The organism is Haemophilus sp. SZY H35 (genome assembly GCF_018829705.1).
Lineage (GTDB): Bacteria > Pseudomonadota > Gammaproteobacteria > Enterobacterales > Pasteurellaceae > Haemophilus > Haemophilus haemolyticus_K.
Genome location: NZ_JAHKJZ010000003.1, coordinates 286,636 through 303,621, shown reverse-complemented (window position 1 = coordinate 303,621; position 16,986 = coordinate 286,636). Strand labels below are relative to the sequence as shown.

Below are 16,986 nucleotides of genomic sequence, written 5' to 3'. Positions count from 1 at the left end.
ATTTTAGCGCACTTATATTATAAAGTTATCAGTTATTTACAGAGATTGAATGTAAAGTCAATAATTTACAATGTAAAGATTGTAAAGTTTGGTAAAGATGCTTTTCATTTATTGTTATTGCTTGTAGAATCCGCACGAAATTTAAACGACGTATTTTATAGACAGATTTGTTATAAAAGATGTTAATCTGATAAACAAGGTTGTTTATCTATTTGTAATATTCAACAGCAAAGGGCGCTGTTATCTACTTAATACTAGGAGATCCCCTAAATGAACAACATTTTCAAAGTAATTTGGAATCATGCAACTCAAACTTGGACTGCTGTGGGTGAATTAGCGTCCGCAAAAGGTAAATCAAAATCTGTAAAATTAGCCGCAATTTCTACCGCACTTTTAGCTGTTGTGGCAGGTGGAGCACAAGCTGCAAATGTAGTTACGAAAGCAGAAGATAGAGGCGGATTAGCAATTGGAACTGACACAGTAACAAATCAATTTTATGGAAATGCAGACTATAAAGCTAAAACAGGTTTAAGTGAAAATAAAGCTGAAGCGAAAGTAAATGCTTATGATGGTATTGCAATTGGTAATGGTGCTCTTTCTGGTTCTAATTCTGGTACAGCCGGTAATGCACATATCGCAATAGGTTTAATGTCTCAAGCAACTGGTAATTTTGCAAATGGTAAGGATACTGGTGGTGCAAACGCTCAAAATGCAGCGGTTGCATTAGGGGCATATTCATTAGCTAGGGGTCAGGGCAGTACTGCACTTGGTGCCCACGCTGTTGCAGATGAGGTGGACTCTACAGCAGTAGGTAAAGTTGCTAATGCGAAAGGACAGTCATCTACTGCTGTCGGTCAACAGGCAGAGGCAATTCAGCGAGCTACTGCAACTGGTGCACAATCAAAAGCTTTGGGAACTTACTCTACTGCGATGGGGCAAAGCGCTACAGCTAATTCTTGGGATTCCATTACTGTTGGTAGTGCTTCAAAAGTATCTGGCCAGGGTTCTGTTAATGTGGGTAGTAACTCAGTATTATCAGGTAAAAACATCGCGGCTGTTGGTGCAGATTCAAAGATATCCAGTAATAATGTTTCAACATTAGGTTCAAATATAACTGTAGCCGCAGGTCGTGATGGCGCTGTTGTATTAGGTTATGGCAGTGATGCAGGGAAAGATACTACAAAGGTTATGGCTGTAAATTCAGCTGTGGCTGAAGGTTCTCCATTGGTTTATTCTGGTTTTTGGGGTAAGTTAGGTGGAACTGATACTGATGGTACAAATAAAGAAGCTACAGGTAAGCAAGGTAATGTTGTATCTGTTGGATCTGCAGATAATGAACGTCAAATTAAACATGTTGCAGCAGGTCAAATTACAGCAGAATCAACTGATGCAATCAATGGTTCACAACTTTACCAAGTGGCTAAAACTTTAGGTACGGCAGCAAACCAAACAGCTAAAGCTTTGGGTGTTACTTTAAATAAAGATGGTACGTTAACTGGATTCTCACAACCATTAACTATTGCTGAAGGTAGTGATTATAATAAAGATGAAAATGGTCAAAAGAAACCAGATATAACAGCGCCAAATGTAACTACTGCACTTACTAATTTAAATAATTATGTTAATGCTGGTTGGAACGTTACTGCATCTGGTAATGACTATAAGAATAATGTGTCAGTTGGACATACTGTTAACTTTGTTGGTTTAGGTAATGTAGATGTAGATGGTGTTGATGAAGAAAATGGCGTACGCACTATAAACATTTCGACTGACTCACCTATTGACTACGCAAGCACAACATTTGATGGTAAACCAGTAACTAAAGCGAGTGATGGTAAATGGTATCAAGTGGATGAAAATGGCGACATTAAAGGGGATCCAATTGACGCATCTAAAATTGATAAAAAAGGCGCTAAATTAACTGACTCTGATACAGAGAATAATCCGTATGAGAAAGGTAATTCCTATACCTATGATGACAAAGGCAATATTACTGAAACTGGTTATGATAAAACTAAACCAGAATCTAAGGATAAGATTACCGCAGGGGAACATGGTGTTCAGTTAAGTAATGTGGGCTGGGCTACCCAACCAGATCAAGCAGTAAATAAAGATCAGTTAGATCAAACTGTGAATAAATCAGGTTTCTATGTTCAGCAAAATGGTAAGTCTACTTTAGATGCTAAAACTGGCTCTGATAAGGTATCAGACACCGAAAAAGTAACGCCAAACGATGTAGTTAACTTTGCAGATGGTGATGGCACTATAGTTAAAGTTAAAACTGTACGTGATGACAAGGGCGTAGATACAACAACAGTTTCTGTTGATGTTGATAAAGGCTCAATTAAAGTTGATGAAACTAATCTTGGTAAAGTTGCCGTGGATAGTAATCCAACATCAACGGAAACTCAAGCAAACGCAGATGCTCGCGAAGGTAAGAAACTTGCTACAGTTAAGAATGTTGTTGATGCTATTAATAATGCTGGTTTCGTTGTGTCAAATGGTGAGTCTAATAAAAGTGAATTGATCAATGCAGGTAAAAAATTGACGTTAAAAGGCGGAAATGGCGTAAATGTAGAGCAAGATGGTTCTAACTTTACTTTCAGCATTGATTCATCAAAACTCTTAGAAGGTAAAACTGGTGACATTACTGTAGATAAGGATAAAAAAGCTGGAGAAGACGGTGCGGGCAAGGCTGCCGTAAATGATAATGATGCTACTAAACTTGCTACAGTTAAAAATGTTGCTGATGCGATCAATGGCGCAAAATGGTTTGCAAAAGTTGAAAATTTATCTGACTCAATGAATGTGCGAACACAAAATGATAAGGATGCTGATGCTCAAGCCATGGGAGCAGGTGATATTCTAACGTTGAAAGCTGACAAAAACTTAGCGGTAAAACGTGAGGGTAAAGATGTTACTTACGGTTTAGCATCAACAATTGAAGTTGATAAGATTACTGTGAAATCTAAAACTCCAGGTGAAGCTACGACTACATTTGAAAATGGTAAAGTAACTAACTTAGATGATCATTTAACTGCACCAGATAAAGTGACTGGTGGTAATGTAGTTAATGCAACTGAAGTTAAAACGCCAACATTAAAAGATGCGCAGAAAAAAGAAGCTGCTACAGTTAATGATGTGTTAAATGCAGGTTGGAATTTAAAAACTAATGGCAATCAGACCGCAGCTATAACTAATGGTAAAGGTCTTGATTTTGCGAGTGATGATAATTCAGTAACTATTACCCCAACTGTGGATAAAGATGGTAATGCAAAAGTTAACTTCTCTGTAAATGCTACAAACGCGATTAATGGTGTTAAGGGTAACGTAACAGCAGCTAAGGTTGATGGCGATCAAGCTGGTAAAGTGACAGTTTCTGATGCTGATAAAGGTAAGTTGGCGACAGTTGATACAGTTGCCGAGGCAATTAACAGCGCAGCAACTTTCGTGAAAGTAGCTGACTCGCAAGAGGTTATCAAAAAGTCAACTGATGATGATAACGGAGTTGCAGTTAAATCTGGCGATACAGTTACTCACACTGCTGGTAAAAACTTGAAAGTAAAACGTGATGGAAAATCTATAACTTATGCATTAGCACAAGATATTGATGTGAATAGCGTTACTATCGGTAGTGGCGATAATGCAACTAAAATTACCTCTGATGATAAAGGTTTAAACCTTGCAGGTAAGGATGGTGCAGCAACCAATATCAATAATGTGAAAGATGCGGATCTTAATTCAACATCTAAACAAGCTGTGAATGGTAGCCAGTTATATGCTACAAACGAAAAAGTAGCGAATTTAGGCACGACTGTTAATAACTTAAGTAAGGTTATTAATCATCACGCTGGTGCTATTGATAGCCTAGACAGAAAAGTAAACAAACACAGCAAACAAGCGCGTGCAGGTATTGCAGGTGCGAATGCAGCGGCGGCATTACCACAAGCTTATACTCAAGGTAAAGCAATGGTGGCTGCAGCAGCGGGTACCTTCAAAGGTCAAAATGCTTTAGCTGTAGGTTACTCTCGTATTAGTGATAATGGTAAAGTAATCTTAAAACTTCAAGGTAACGCAAACACCAGTGGTGATGTGGGTGCCGGAGTTGGTGTAGGTTACCAATGGTAATAGCGTAATCATTTATGATGGGATTTTCCCATCATGAATAAATCCTAAAAGTGCGGTGAAAATTCACCGCACTTTTTTATTTTCTTAGCTTCACCAATTCTACTTCGTGATTTTCCCCTTTTTTTAGAATTAAATTGGCACGTTCTCGTGTTGGCAATATGTTCTGATTAAGATTTAATCCATTAATTTCATCCCAAATTTTGCTTGCTGTGGCAATGGCTTCTTCTTTTGATAACTTTGCATAGTGCTTGAAATAAGAATTAGGATCAGTAAAGGCACTTTCACGGAATTTTAAAAATCGTTTGATATACCATTCTTTTAATAAATGTTCTTCTGCATCAACATAGATGGAGAAATCAACAAAGTCAGACACGAAGGTTTGATTTGCTTTATTGTTGCCTGTTTGTAGCACATTTAATCCTTCTAAAATGAGAATATCCGGTTGATCGACAACATCAAATTTATTGGGAATAATGTCGTATGTCAGGTGAGAATAAATTGGTGCATGAACGTTTCTTTTACCCGATTTTACATCAGCAAGAAAGCGAATGAGTTTGGGCGTGTCATAGGAAATGGGAAAACCTTTCTTTTGCAACAGATTATTTTGTTTGAGTTTCTCAAGTGGATAGAGAAAGCCATCAGTGGTGATGAGTTCAACTTTTCGCTCTTTTGGCCAATGGGAAAGAAGTGACTGTAATATCCGTGCAGATGTGCTTTTCCCGACAGCCACACTGCCAGCAATACTGATAACATAGGGAATTTTGGTATTGTTTCTGCCGAGAAATCGATGTAATACCGTTTGGCGACGTAAATTTTCATCGATGTAATAATTAATTAAGCGTGTCAGGGGTAAATAAATTGTGCTGACTTCATCCAGTGAAAGTTCTTCGTTAAAACCTAGGAGAGGCTTAAGATCTTGTTCTGTGAGTTTTAACGGAACGGATTTACGTAATTCAGCCCATTGTGCGCGATTGAAGCTTAAAAACGGGGTTAATTGATTTGAAAATTCCATGATGTAGTGATTTTATCGTGAAATAAATGCGAGAAAATATACTCTATAAGATGAAATTTCGCATTGATTTTTCAGCATACTTCATGATTTCTGATTAAAAAATCACATTTTTGATTGTGATTTAAACGAATAGACAAAAAAAATAAATTTTTTAGAAAAAACACTTGTCAGGAAAAGTTTTTTCCATATAATACGCCTCACTTGCTTACGACACGCCGACTTAGCTCAGTAGGTAGAGCAACTGACTTGTAATCAGTAGGTCATCAGTTCGATTCCGATAGTCGGCACCATTCCTTCGTATCAAGTATTCATTTAGCGTGGAGGGGTTCCCGAGCGGCCAAAGGGGGCAGACTGTAAATCTGTTGGCTCAGCCTTCGAAGGTTCGAATCCTTCTCCCTCCACCATCTTTTAGATGAATCCTGATGGGACAGACGAATTTAGGACTTGCGGGCATCGTATAATGGCTATTACCTTAGCCTTCCAAGCTAATGATGCGGGTTCGATTCCCGCTGCCCGCTCCAAACGCTGATATAGCTCAGTTGGTAGAGCGCACCCTTGGTAAGGGTGAGGTCGGCGGTTCAAATCCGCCTATCAGCACCATCCTTCATTTCTCTCTTCCTTCAATTATAGCAAACAATTTTATTGGTTAATGTGGTTTAATTTACCCATCGATAACCGTGTCTATTTAGAGGGACTCTTTAAATGTCTAAAGAAAAATTTGAACGTACAAAACCGCACGTAAACGTGGGTACAATCGGCCACGTTGACCACGGTAAAACAACTTTAACAGCAGCAATCACAACCGTATTATCTAAACACTACGGTGGTGCAGCTCGCGCATTTGACCAAATCGATAACGCGCCAGAAGAAAAAGCGCGTGGTATCACCATCAACACTTCACACGTTGAATACGATACAGCAACTCGTCACTACGCACACGTTGACTGCCCGGGACACGCCGACTATGTGAAAAACATGATTACTGGTGCGGCACAAATGGATGGTGCTATCTTAGTAGTAGCAGCAACTGATGGTCCAATGCCACAAACTCGTGAGCACATCTTATTAGGTCGCCAAGTAGGTGTACCTTACATCATCGTATTCTTAAACAAATGCGACATGGTAGATGATGAAGAGTTATTAGAATTAGTAGAAATGGAAGTTCGTGAACTTCTTTCTCAATATGACTTCCCAGGTGACGATACTCCAATCGTACGTGGTTCTGCATTACAAGCATTAAACGGCGTAGCAGAATGGGAAGAAAAAATCCTTGAATTAGCAAACCACTTAGATACTTACATCCCAGAGCCAGAGCGTGCGATTGACCAACCGTTCCTTCTTCCAATCGAAGACGTGTTCTCAATCTCAGGTCGTGGTACTGTAGTAACAGGTCGTGTAGAACGTGGTATCATCCGTACTGGTGATGAAGTAGAAATCGTCGGTATCAAAGATACAGCGAAAACTACAGTAACGGGTGTTGAAATGTTCCGTAAATTACTTGACGAAGGTCGTGCAGGTGAAAATATCGGTGCATTATTACGTGGTACTAAACGTGAAGAAATCGAACGTGGTCAAGTATTAGCAAAACCAGGTTCAATCACACCACACACTGACTTCGAATCAGAAGTGTACGTATTATCAAAAGAAGAAGGTGGTCGTCATACTCCATTCTTCAAAGGTTACCGTCCACAATTCTATTTCCGTACAACTGACGTAACTGGTACTATTGAATTACCAGAAGGCGTGGAAATGGTAATGCCTGGTGATAACATCAAAATGACAGTAAGCTTAATCCACCCAATCGCGATGGACCAAGGTTTACGTTTCGCAATCCGTGAAGGTGGTCGTACAGTTGGTGCGGGCGTTGTAGCGAAAATCATCAAATAATAGATGTAGCGAAATAGTCTAAGAGACAAGTAAGAGAAAAGTGCGGTGAGTTTTCATCGCACTTTTTTGCATTTATATCGAGCCACTGGGAATAGTGAGGATAAAAAATAAGCTTTTGTGATTTTATCTCAAAAGCTTATTTTATATAGTTAGTAAGACAGGATTAATTAAAGATTAGTCCCATTTCTAAATCTTTTAGAAGATTGCTTTCAATTCTTAATTCATTCCATATTAATGGGTTTCGTTCTAAGTAACCTTCTTCAAGCGTTAAGAGCCAATTATTGTCAGATCGTTGAGTTTGAAAGGTGAACGTTTTTAGATTTTCCGTGGCTTGACGTGATTTATTGAAAATTACCGCAAGACGGAGAATGCGTATAAGCGTGATGATATCTTGTTCATGATAACGAGAAGATCGAAGAAATTCGTTTGGCTTGAGGTGACCAATATGCCAGTTAACGAGGGTGGTGAGTAAACGTTGCTGTTCACGGTCAAAACCAGGTAGTGCGATATTTTGTAAAATATAAGCAGAATGTTTTTGCAAACTTTTGTGATTGATGACAATACCTACTTCATGCAGGCGAGCAGCCCAAAGCAGGATTTCTCGCATTTCTTCAATATATGCTTGAGATTGCCAATGTTGATATTGAGCACTTAATAAGTTTGCACTGTCAGCAACACGGTGAGCCTGTGCTTGATCTATATTAAATTGTTCACTTAATCCCCAAGCTGTGCGTGCACGAATGTCAGCAACTTGAAAGTTTTTTTCTAAGCTATAGATAACACCTTCACGTAGTGCTCCATCAGAATAACGCATCTGTTGAATATTTAATACCTCAAATACAGCACTTAAAATAGCCAGTCCGGGTACAAACACATCTACGCGATCAGAATTTAAGCCATTGATATTCAGTGAAGTGAAATGATTAGCTCGTAGCGTTTGAGCGATAAGGGTATTTAATCGCTCTGTGGTGATAATACCATTAGGATCGATAGTTGAGGAAATAACCTGAGAAACAGTTTTGATGGTTCCGGAGGAGCCCAGTACAGATTGCCAGCCAAGTTTACGATATTCAAAACCTAAATCTTCGATTTTATTTACCGCACTTTGACGGGCTCGTTGGAAATTTTCTACTGAAATAATTCCATCTTTGAAAAATTGAGTGGCAAAGCTGACACAACCCATATGGCGACTTTCTGCAATAAGCGGGGTAAAGTCATCCCCTATGATCATTTCTGTTGAGCCACCACCGATATCAATTACCAGTTTACGGCCTTTTTCTGGCTGGGTATGACATACGCCAGCATAGATTGTTTTGGCTTCTGTTTGCCCACTGATAATATTTATTGGATATGGGAAAACGCGGGCCGCCTGACGTAAGAATTCATCATTATTGACCGCGCGTCTTAATGTATAGGTACCGACGACGTTAACATTTTCCATCGGAAAACCTTGTAAACGTTCTGCAAATAATGCCAAACAGTTTATTCCTCGAGTAATTGCTTCTTGATTGAGTACGGCATTTTCATCTAATCCTTCTGCTAGTCTCACTTTTTGTTTTAAGCGAGAAAGGACTTGAATAGAACCATTCACGATACGTGCAATAATCATATGAAAGCTGTTTGAGCCAAGATCAATTGCTGCAATTTCACGGACATTACCACGATGTTGTGAGGGTAATATTGCGTTATTCATAAAATTCCTAAAATTCAAATTGATAAAGTAAATCAAACACTTGGTTTGTACTAGAAACGGATTGAAAATAAAGTTGTGGCATTAAGCGGTAACGTAAGGTTACTTCTGCCAAGCCATCAAATAAGCCTACACCATATTTTATTTGTAAGCGGTTAGTGAGGTTTCCGCTGACGGTCACTTTGGATTTATCACCCACACCCGATGTGCCAAGGTTTAAATCTTGGATACCAAAAGCCTCACCAATACTTCCCACTAATTTACCGCTCTTTGAAAGCCCTAGACCAAGTAACGCCGCCCCCACGGAGCCACTAGAACCTGCCTCACCACTATTTTCTAATGAGCGACCAGTTAATAAATAAGAAAGTGCTTGATCTTGTGGTTTGCTTGGTTCGCTAAAGATGGTGACATCAGGTCTATCAGCCGTACCTATTACTCTAACACCAGCAGTAATTTTACTGTCTTCCATTGCTTCTGGATTACGAATTGCTTCAATGTTTAACATCGGTTGTGACGGTTGGCCTGAAAAGTTAATTTGTCCTTTTCGAATTAATAAATCTTGTCCAAAAGATGCATAGCGTCCTTTGGTTAAATTAATTTGCCCGAATAAACCTAAATTGCCCCTGTCTTGTTTCACAGAAAGTAAACCATCAAGATTGGTTTTTAAGCCATAGGCATCAAGGCTGACATCTTTACCAATATTGATGCGTAAATCAGAACGAATATCCATGCCTGATTTTGTTTTTGCCGCAAATTCACGTTTAATCAGTTCTTCTTTGCTCTTATGAGGGCCATTTAAAATAACTTCATCTTCGCTCACTGGCTCAGCAGTGTCTGGTAAGCTATCAATTCTAATTCGCGCCCAAGGAATATCCACTGTCCCGCTTAAATTCAATTCTTTCGGATTCGCTTTTACCGTGATATTTGGACTGAAACGTAGTTTCGCCATAGAAGGAATATCCACGTTGAAATTATTTGCCTGAGCATTTAATTCTGTTGTCCAATGTTCGATATTCGCCCAGTTTGCTCGGCCAGTTAAATTTAAACGACTATCGCTAGTTTCAATTTTGCCCTGTAAAGTGGAATTATTACCGTGGAAATGTACGGCAATATCGCCATCTGTAATATTGACTGGCATAGATTTTAATTTGGTACGAATATTGCGAATATTGAAGTCGCCATTTAATAATGGTTTCTCTAAATTCCCACCGAAACTCAACTTCGAAACTACCTCACCATTCACTGATTCACCACTAGTAAGTAGCTGATTTGCGATAGACAAGTTTAGTCGTTCTATCGCAAGGGTTCCGCCAAGTTGACGATTTTTAGCCAGGTCATTTAAATGAATATCGCCTACAATCCTGCCTTGGTTATGCACATTGATGTCTGTTTTTAAAACCAAATTGTTATTTTGAATGTCGGCGTTAAGTGTTAATTTTGGAATATCCAATTTAAACGTACGGTAATCCAATTTTTGAGAGAAAGTTAAGTGATTGCCATCTACTTTGGCGGTAAATTGGAATGGTTTATCCGTAAACCAAGCAACATTACCTTGGGCTTGTAAGTTGCCTTTGAGGCTATCTTGTTCGATAAGTTTATTAACTAAATCCAAATTAACACGTTTAAATTGGAAAGGAATATTCCCTTGCTTGCCCACATTGAAAGATTGTGGAAAACATAACTCTACATCTGTGTTTTTCCAGCAATGTGAAGCAATATTGGCTTGTGTTTGTTTGTGATCGTAAGATACCGCAATAGCTTGGTTAGATTTTACATCGCCAATAGGTGTATCGAATTTTGCTTGGGAAAGTGTGCCTTTCCACTGCTCCAAAGTGCGGTCAAAATGACCGTTAATTTGTAAATTTGCAGCAACAGGCTCACCTTGGGATTTAAGCGTTAACAAATGATTTTGTTCATCGCCAGATAAGGCGAGATCAAGTAAACGGAGTTTAACACTTTCACCATAATGAAGTTGCTCAGCCTTAATATTGAATTGTCCTTTAGCTAAAGGATCGCTTTTGATATTCCCTTTCGCGCTCGCTTTAGATAACTGGAAACCTTGCAAGTGTAAATTAGACGAGGTTAAGTCAAGATCAAGATTTGGGCTGGTGAACTGACCAGAAATAGCCGCATGCCCTTTCACATTACCACTTAAATCTGACCATAAACCACGTAAATTCGGTGCATCGACATCTAATACAAAATCAGAATGGTCATCTAATACACCGCTTGCGTTAAGATGATTTTCACCATATCTAATCTGCAAATCAGGTACTGTTAGAAGTACATTTTGATTAAGTGTTGCAGAGCCTTTTAAACTAATGGGTTTTGAAGACAGTGTTCCATTTAAATCAGCTACTGGCAGTTCCACTTGCCAGCCTTGAGAGCCTGCAAAGCCACGCGAATGCAATTTGCCAGATAGTGTTGCAGGCATGACAGGTACATAAAAACCGATATTCATTTTTTCTAAATCGGCTTGTACATCCCAGTTTGCTCCCTCTTTCCAGTTTGCAGCCCCAACAAATTCACTTTTACCATCTAACGAAGCTATCCCCAATTTATTGACGGTTACTTCATAAAGTTTGCCGTCAGCATTAAGGTCCACTTGAGACGCAGGAATATAATCCATTCCATCTACGCCACCCTTAAGTTCAGCATGATAATTCAGTAAATCCCCTGTGAGCTTAAGTGTTACATCATTAATTTTGAGTGGCGCCATTGTGTTTACAAAAGCGTATTGTCCTTTTGCCACATTTAATGCGAGGTTTAAGGGCATTTTGTCTTGTGCTAATTGCACTTCGCCATTTAGTTCAGCATCTAATACGCCTTTTGTTTTTAAAGAAAGTGCGATGGATTTTTTCAATGATCCCGAAAGCGTAAGATCGACATCACTCGCTGGCAGAATTTCTTTTCCATCGGATTTCAACGGCTCTAAATGGGATTTTAAAGTTAAATCTAGTGGCATATCGCCATCAAGTTGTAATTTACCTTGCGAATAAAGATTACCCAACGAACTTTCTACCGCTAATTTTTGTAATTGCAGTTGGTTATCGACGGTATCCGCCTGTGCAATCAGGCTTGGGATTTCAATAGATTGAAGTGTTTCACCTTTTTCATTCATCGCTTGATAATGCCAGTTTTTGCCTTTAATCGCGGGGATGTGTAAATCAAAAGGAAGAATTATTTCTGATACATTGCCTAAAAAAGCAGGCGTTAAAGATTGCTCAATCGCATCCCAATCTACAGGTTTATTCGTCTGTTCGGCTTTCGGCTCTGATTTAACTTCAGACAATTTTTTTGAAATAACTGAAATATCGTTAATTTCAGTCGGCGCAATAGTTAAGCCTTTTTCATTATTTAAACTTACCGCACTTTTAAAATGACTGAGAGTGAGATTAGTCTGATCAACATTTACAGATAAATCTTGCACCACCAAATTTTCTGCATTGATACCAATTGGCAAGGAAATGCGTTTCATCGTGCCAGACTTTGAATCATCAGGCGTAGATGGAGGCAGTAATGCTGTATTAATCGCAATCGTCGGTTTATTTAAAGTGAAATCACGTAAACAAACCTCACGTGAAAGCAAACAACCGAAATCAAGCTGTAAACGTGCTTGTGCAATATGAGTATCAATCCCAGCGGTTTGATAACGAACATTATTTAGCACCAAGCCATTTTGTAGTCCGCCTTCAATTTGCTCAACGGAAAAACTATCAAGCATTTTATCGGCAAGTTGAATTAAACCTCTTTGCCCCGCATCGAAAGAAAGTGCCCCAGCAACACCTAAAACAGGCACCAAAATGACCGCACTTCCGATACAAACAGCCTTGCGCACCCAGTGTTTTTTATTAGGTTGCTCAGGTGATTTTGGTGAAGTTTCTGATGGTTGTATTTGTTCTGTCATAAATTCACCTTAAATTTCTGTACCAAGTCCGATGTAAAATTGAATATTTTTGCTGTTATCTTTATCACGAATCGGGGTGGCAATATCAAATTTAATTGCGCCCACTGGTGATGCCCAAAGGACACCAACGCCTGCGCCATAACGCAATTCTTTAGTCGTGTAATCATTAGCTGCTAATCCGCTATCTGCGAAGGTCGCCGCCCACCAATTCGGATAAACTTGATATTGATATTCTAAAGAACCCGCAAGTAATCGCGAGCCACCAACCAATTTTCCGTTTTTATTTTTAGGCGCAATTTTTTTATAGCCGTAACCACGTACACTGCGATCGCCACCAGCAAAGAAACGAAGTGCGGGTGGAATTTTTTCAATATCCTTTGTATGTAAATACCCAACTTCTGCACGAGCAACGATACGGTGATTTTCCGCATAAGTACGAATCCATGCACTAGAGGCTTGCACTTTTACGAAAGACGCTTCCGATAACCAAACTTTGTTACCCACATCAAAAGTAATTTTTTGTACATCGCCCCAAGTTGCAAAAGAACCGCCACGTAATCGGGTGCGAGTAAATCCGACCGTTGGATAAAGGAGGAAAGTTTTATCGGTTATATCGGCTTGTGTAAAACTGTCGTATCGCGCACGAAGTCCGCCAAAATATTGCCAGCCATGCGCGTTGTTCCAATAACGTAACGCGGACAACGTAAGCGCTCTCGTATTGGTATCATTCTCTTTTTCACCTTCCCAACCGACAGAGTAATCATAGTAATAATTTAATGGATTTTTAAGTAAAGGCTGTCGATAAGTTGCCTCGAAAGTTTGTTTTGGTGCTGAGAGATAAAGATTCGTGCGGAAACTATGTCCACGGCTATTAATCCACGGTTTTGTCCAACCAATTTGAGTGTGCACGCCACCATCAGTTGCAAAGCCCACCCCTAGTTCCATCGCATTTTTTTTACGTGGATAAAGAATAATCTCCACATCCACAGTTTTGCTTTTATGATTAACATTAGGTTGAACTAATACTGAGCTAAACCAATTTGAAGATGAAAAATCGCTAGTTAAATCCGATAAGTTATTCATTAAATACGGATCACCAGATTTAATATTAAGAATATTATTTAAGTAATCATCCCGAATTTGTGAATGACTAAAAGTAATATTGCCATAATGATAACGAACGCCGCTATCAAATAACATTCGCCACCATGCTTGATGGGTTTCAGGGCTGATTTCTAAACGTGAAATCTTAAATTCCCCATCAAAATATCCACGATTTAATGCTAAACGTGAGATCGCTGTTTTGTAATCATCGTAAGTTTGGTGTTCAACTAACACCCCTTCTTTAGGTAATTTTTTACGTAACGCATCAAAATTTTCATCTTGTGCGGCTTCCCCTTCAATTTGCACATCAGTGCCCGCAATTTTTGTTGGCTCGCCAGGTGTAACATGAGCAATCAATAAATCACGTTTGCCTTGACGCTGTTTTCGTTCAAAACGCACGGAAGATTCATAATAGCCGAATACCCGCAAGCCGCGATCTACGGCTTTACTTACTAGGTGTTGATAACGTTCTGAGCCATCCATTTCTTCTTTATTGATGAGTTGAACATTAAGATCGGTATTACGAATAGCACGAAATCCACGGATACCTTGAATTTCAATATCCACCGTTTGTTCAGCTAAAGCAGCTAGGCTAGGAAAAAAAAGAAAAAGTGCGGTGAGTTTTAGAGGTTTTTTATTCATGCTTAAATGCTACTAGGTATTATCGTTGCACATTAGTGGCTATAGTCTACGGATATGTAAAAGATGATCAATGCTATTTATCATTTCTTGTCATAATTTTTATACTTGAATGTGGGTAAACATTAATAAGCGGTTTCAATAGGTAATTCTGCTCTACACCAGCCATCAAATCCACCAATAATACTAAACACATTTTCATAGCCTTGTTCCACTAGAAAGGTCGCTACACTTTTACTACTTACTCCATGATAACAACTCACAATGATAGGGGAGTCAAAATCGACTAACTCTTCAAATTGCAAAAAACTTTGGTTCGTTAAATGAAAAGCACCTTTAGGATGCGAGTGGGTAAAGCGGGCATCATCACGAATATCGGTTAACACCGCCCCTTGTTGAACCATTTCCCAAGCTTGTTGTGGTGTAATTTCTTTAAATGACATTTATAAACTTCCTTTTGTGTGCTGTTTGTACACACCATCAATCATAATAAGAATCATAGCGAGTACTAAACAAATAAAAAGTGGGTAACTTTCGGCGTCAATTTGTTCACCGATAAAAAACGATACGAAAATCATCATAATGGTTTCCACATAACCAAGTAAGCCAAGCAAATTCATCGGTAGCATGTTGCTGGCAATGACATAAGCTATCAATGCGGTGCCACTAATTAATCCAAGCAACACCAGCAGCCCCAAAATATTAGGATTACTTTGTTCAACCACAGCGAAATCTGTTTGCAAGGCAAAATAAATGCTAATCGGGATTAGGATTAACATCTCTAAACAAAAAGAAGCTAGATCACTATTTTTTAATGCTTTTCGAACGGAAAAATAGGTGGTATAGCCAACACAAATCGCAATAGCTTCCCAAGAAAGCCCACCTTTTAGCACGATATTAGAAATCACACCCAATGCGGCAATTACGACTGCAATAAATTTGAACGTTGAAATTCGTTCTTTAAAAATTAACCGACCAGCTGTCACCATCACAATTGGCAAAAGTAAATAACCAAAAGACACACTCAACGAACTGCCATTATTCGGTGCCCAAAGAAAAAGCCACATCTGAAACCCCATCAATAAGCCGCAAAAAAGATAGGGCAATGCCAAGTGCGGTTGTTTTTTGATGAGTTTTAAGCGATGAATCAATGCATTTTTCTGCTTAAACATAAACACGGAAAGAACAACAAAGGGAAACGTAAAAATCATCCGATAACCGAAAATATCCGTGCCACTCAAAGGTTTCAGCAGCGTAGAAAAATAATACATATAGCCAAATAGAAATGAGGCAAGTAATGAAACGAGAACACCTTTAAACATAAGAAATCCTTATTCTAAACAGCCAATCATTCTATTCTAACATCGCCCAAAATGCACGGATTAAGGGCTGTTCGAGATTCCTTTTTTGGGTACAAATAACCAATTCAAAAGGCTCAACAGGCTTATCAAGATTAAGTCTGGAAATTTGATTATTCATTGGACTATTGTCAATGACCACATCAGGCAACATCGCTAATCCGAATCCCAATCCAACCATTGGAACAATCCCTTCATGCCCTGCAACGGTAGCATAAATTTTTGGATGTTTAATATGTTTCTCCCGTAGCCATTGTTCAATCCGTTGCCGAGCATGCCCTTCAACAGGGAAAATAAAAGGCATTTGCTGCCAATTAATGGGTTTTTCTTGCAGTAATTGTGTCGCCAAACAAGCCACTCGCGGTGCAATTAAAGATAAGCTAATATCATCAATTTTATGAAATACCACACTGGATGGCAGATTATTCGGCTTACCCGCAATAGCGAGGTCAACTTGTTGTGTTTGAATCAACTCTAATGCAAGCGCCGGATCACCCGTAGTCAGCTGAATTTCCACTTTAGGATAACGCTGGCGAAATTCTTTAAGTACGTGCGGAAGATGGCTATAAGATGCGGTTACAGAACAAAAAAGTTTAATTTCACCGCAAAGTTCATCGGATTCATCCTTGAGCTGTTGTTTAAATTGTTGCCAGTTTTGCCATTCTGTTTTAGCAAATTGCAAAAATTTCTCGCCATATTCAGTGAGTTTAACTTGCCGATTATCACGGATAAAAAGTATTTTCCCTAACTCATCTTCCAACCGTTGAATTTGACGGGATAACGTAGAGGGAGACATATGGTTTTGGGTGGCAGTTTTGGCGAAGTTTTTTGTGTCACTAAGGTGAATGAATATTTGTAGGTCGTTAAATTCCATAACTTTTTTATCTATAGTAAAAATTAATTTCTTCGTTTTTTTGTAGTGCCAAATCTCCCCTACCCCTCTTTGCTAAAGAGGGGTATTCTTTAGTTAATTACTAGAAACAGGCTCATTTATATTTTTATATCATAATTACTTATTTGCATATTTCATTTGGATTACCGTAAAAATCAAACAAAGAATCAAAATGTTTCTTCAACATAAAAGAAACTTTAGTTAATGAGTTATAACTGATTCAGTTAGATTATTCATCACAGTCATTAGCATATTTGATGTTAATTACTGTAAAGATAAAACGTCTATCTTTGTGTTTTGCAAAGAACTCCCCCCTCTTTAGCAAAGAGGGGTAGGGGAGATTTGGCAGTATAAAAAACGAATAAACTC

9 protein-coding genes and 4 tRNA genes are annotated in these 16,986 nt (G+C 38.8%); 6 read left to right on the top strand and 7 right to left on the bottom strand.

The genetic code is table 11. The features are described from left to right. Nucleotides 1-270 precede the first annotated feature (270 nt). Nucleotides 271-4,128: a YadA-like family protein gene (locus tag KP710_RS07405; protein WP_215771039.1), complete on the top strand. Its 3,858-nt coding sequence runs from the start codon at nt 271-273 to the stop codon at nt 4,126-4,128. Nucleotides 4,129-4,204: 76 nt separating this feature from the next. Here the strand turns inward: KP710_RS07405 and coaA are convergent, their stop codons facing one another. Further along, on the bottom strand, nt 4,205-5,140 hold the full coding sequence (gene coaA, locus KP710_RS07400; protein ID WP_048953349.1) for a type I pantothenate kinase: 936 nt from the start codon (nt 5,138-5,140) through the stop codon (nt 4,205-4,207). 214 nt (nt 5,141-5,354) lie between these two features. On the opposite strand from coaA, the gene KP710_RS07395 reads away from it, so the two are divergent. From KP710_RS07395 to tuf, 5 genes are all read left to right on the top strand, one after another. Further along, nucleotides 5,355-5,430 (top strand) — tRNA-Thr (locus KP710_RS07395). Nucleotides 5,431-5,459: 29 nt separating this feature from the next. Beyond that, nucleotides 5,460-5,544, top strand: a tRNA-Tyr gene (locus tag KP710_RS07390). Between the two features lie 42 nt (nt 5,545-5,586). Next, nucleotides 5,587-5,661 (top strand) — tRNA-Gly (locus tag KP710_RS07385). Nucleotides 5,662-5,664: 3 nt separating this feature from the next. After that, nucleotides 5,665-5,740, top strand: a tRNA-Thr gene (locus KP710_RS07380). A 102-nt stretch (nt 5,741-5,842) separates the two neighbouring features. Next, entirely contained in the window at nt 5,843-7,027 is a 1,185-nt protein-coding gene (gene tuf, locus KP710_RS07375) for an elongation factor Tu (protein ID WP_005646706.1), read from the top strand. 163 nt (nt 7,028-7,190) lie between these two features. Here the strand turns inward: tuf and ppx are convergent, their stop codons facing one another. From ppx to ilvY, 6 genes are all read right to left on the bottom strand, one after another. Beyond that, the gene (ppx, locus tag KP710_RS07370) at nt 7,191-8,720 is read right to left on the bottom strand and encodes an exopolyphosphatase (protein WP_048953329.1); all 1,530 of its coding nucleotides are present in this window, start codon (nt 8,718-8,720) and stop codon (nt 7,191-7,193) included. A 7-nt stretch (nt 8,721-8,727) separates the two neighbouring features. Next, complete coding sequence (gene tamB, locus KP710_RS07365) at nt 8,728-12,624, bottom strand: autotransporter assembly complex protein TamB (RefSeq protein WP_111407812.1); 3,897 nt, start codon at nt 12,622-12,624, stop codon at nt 8,728-8,730. 9 nt (nt 12,625-12,633) lie between these two features. Next, nucleotides 12,634-14,370, bottom strand: a complete 1,737-nt coding sequence (tamA, locus tag KP710_RS07360; protein ID WP_215771038.1) for an autotransporter assembly complex protein TamA — start codon at nt 14,368-14,370, stop codon at nt 12,634-12,636. A 122-nt stretch (nt 14,371-14,492) separates the two neighbouring features. Then, entirely contained in the window at nt 14,493-14,810 is a 318-nt protein-coding gene (gene glpE / locus KP710_RS07355) for a thiosulfate sulfurtransferase GlpE (RefSeq protein ID WP_111407810.1), read from the bottom strand. Next, the gene (gene rarD / locus KP710_RS07350; RefSeq protein WP_111407809.1) at nt 14,811-15,689 is read right to left on the bottom strand and encodes an EamA family transporter RarD; all 879 of its coding nucleotides are present in this window, start codon (nt 15,687-15,689) and stop codon (nt 14,811-14,813) included. 31 nt (nt 15,690-15,720) lie between these two features. Further along, nucleotides 15,721-16,599 carry an HTH-type transcriptional activator IlvY gene (gene ilvY, locus KP710_RS07345; protein WP_111407808.1) on the bottom strand — a complete coding sequence of 293 codons (879 nt, stop codon included), beginning with the start codon at nt 16,597-16,599 and terminating at the stop codon, nt 15,721-15,723. Nucleotides 16,600-16,986 lie beyond the last annotated feature (387 nt).

Bases quoted from the DNA above. Each gene is read 5' to 3' on its own strand.
- KP710_RS07405 (WP_215771039.1), top strand. From the start codon at position 271: ATGAACAACATTTTCAAAGTAATTTGGAATCATGCAACTCAAACTTGG.
- coaA (WP_048953349.1), bottom strand. From the start codon at position 5,140: ATGGAATTTTCAAATCAATTAACCCCGTTTTTAAGCTTCAATCGCGCA.
- tuf (WP_005646706.1), top strand. From the start codon at position 5,843: ATGTCTAAAGAAAAATTTGAACGTACAAAACCGCACGTAAACGTGGGT.
- ppx (WP_048953329.1), bottom strand. From the start codon at position 8,720: ATGAATAACGCAATATTACCCTCACAACATCGTGGTAATGTCCGTGAA.
- tamB (WP_111407812.1), bottom strand. From the start codon at position 12,624: ATGACAGAACAAATACAACCATCAGAAACTTCACCAAAATCACCTGAG.
- tamA (WP_215771038.1), bottom strand. From the start codon at position 14,370: ATGAATAAAAAACCTCTAAAACTCACCGCACTTTTTCTTTTTTTTCCT.
- glpE (WP_111407810.1), bottom strand. From the start codon at position 14,810: ATGTCATTTAAAGAAATTACACCACAACAAGCTTGGGAAATGGTTCAA.
- rarD (WP_111407809.1), bottom strand. From the start codon at position 15,689: ATGTTTAAAGGTGTTCTCGTTTCATTACTTGCCTCATTTCTATTTGGC.
- ilvY (WP_111407808.1), bottom strand. From the start codon at position 16,599: ATGGAATTTAACGACCTACAAATATTCATTCACCTTAGTGACACAAAA.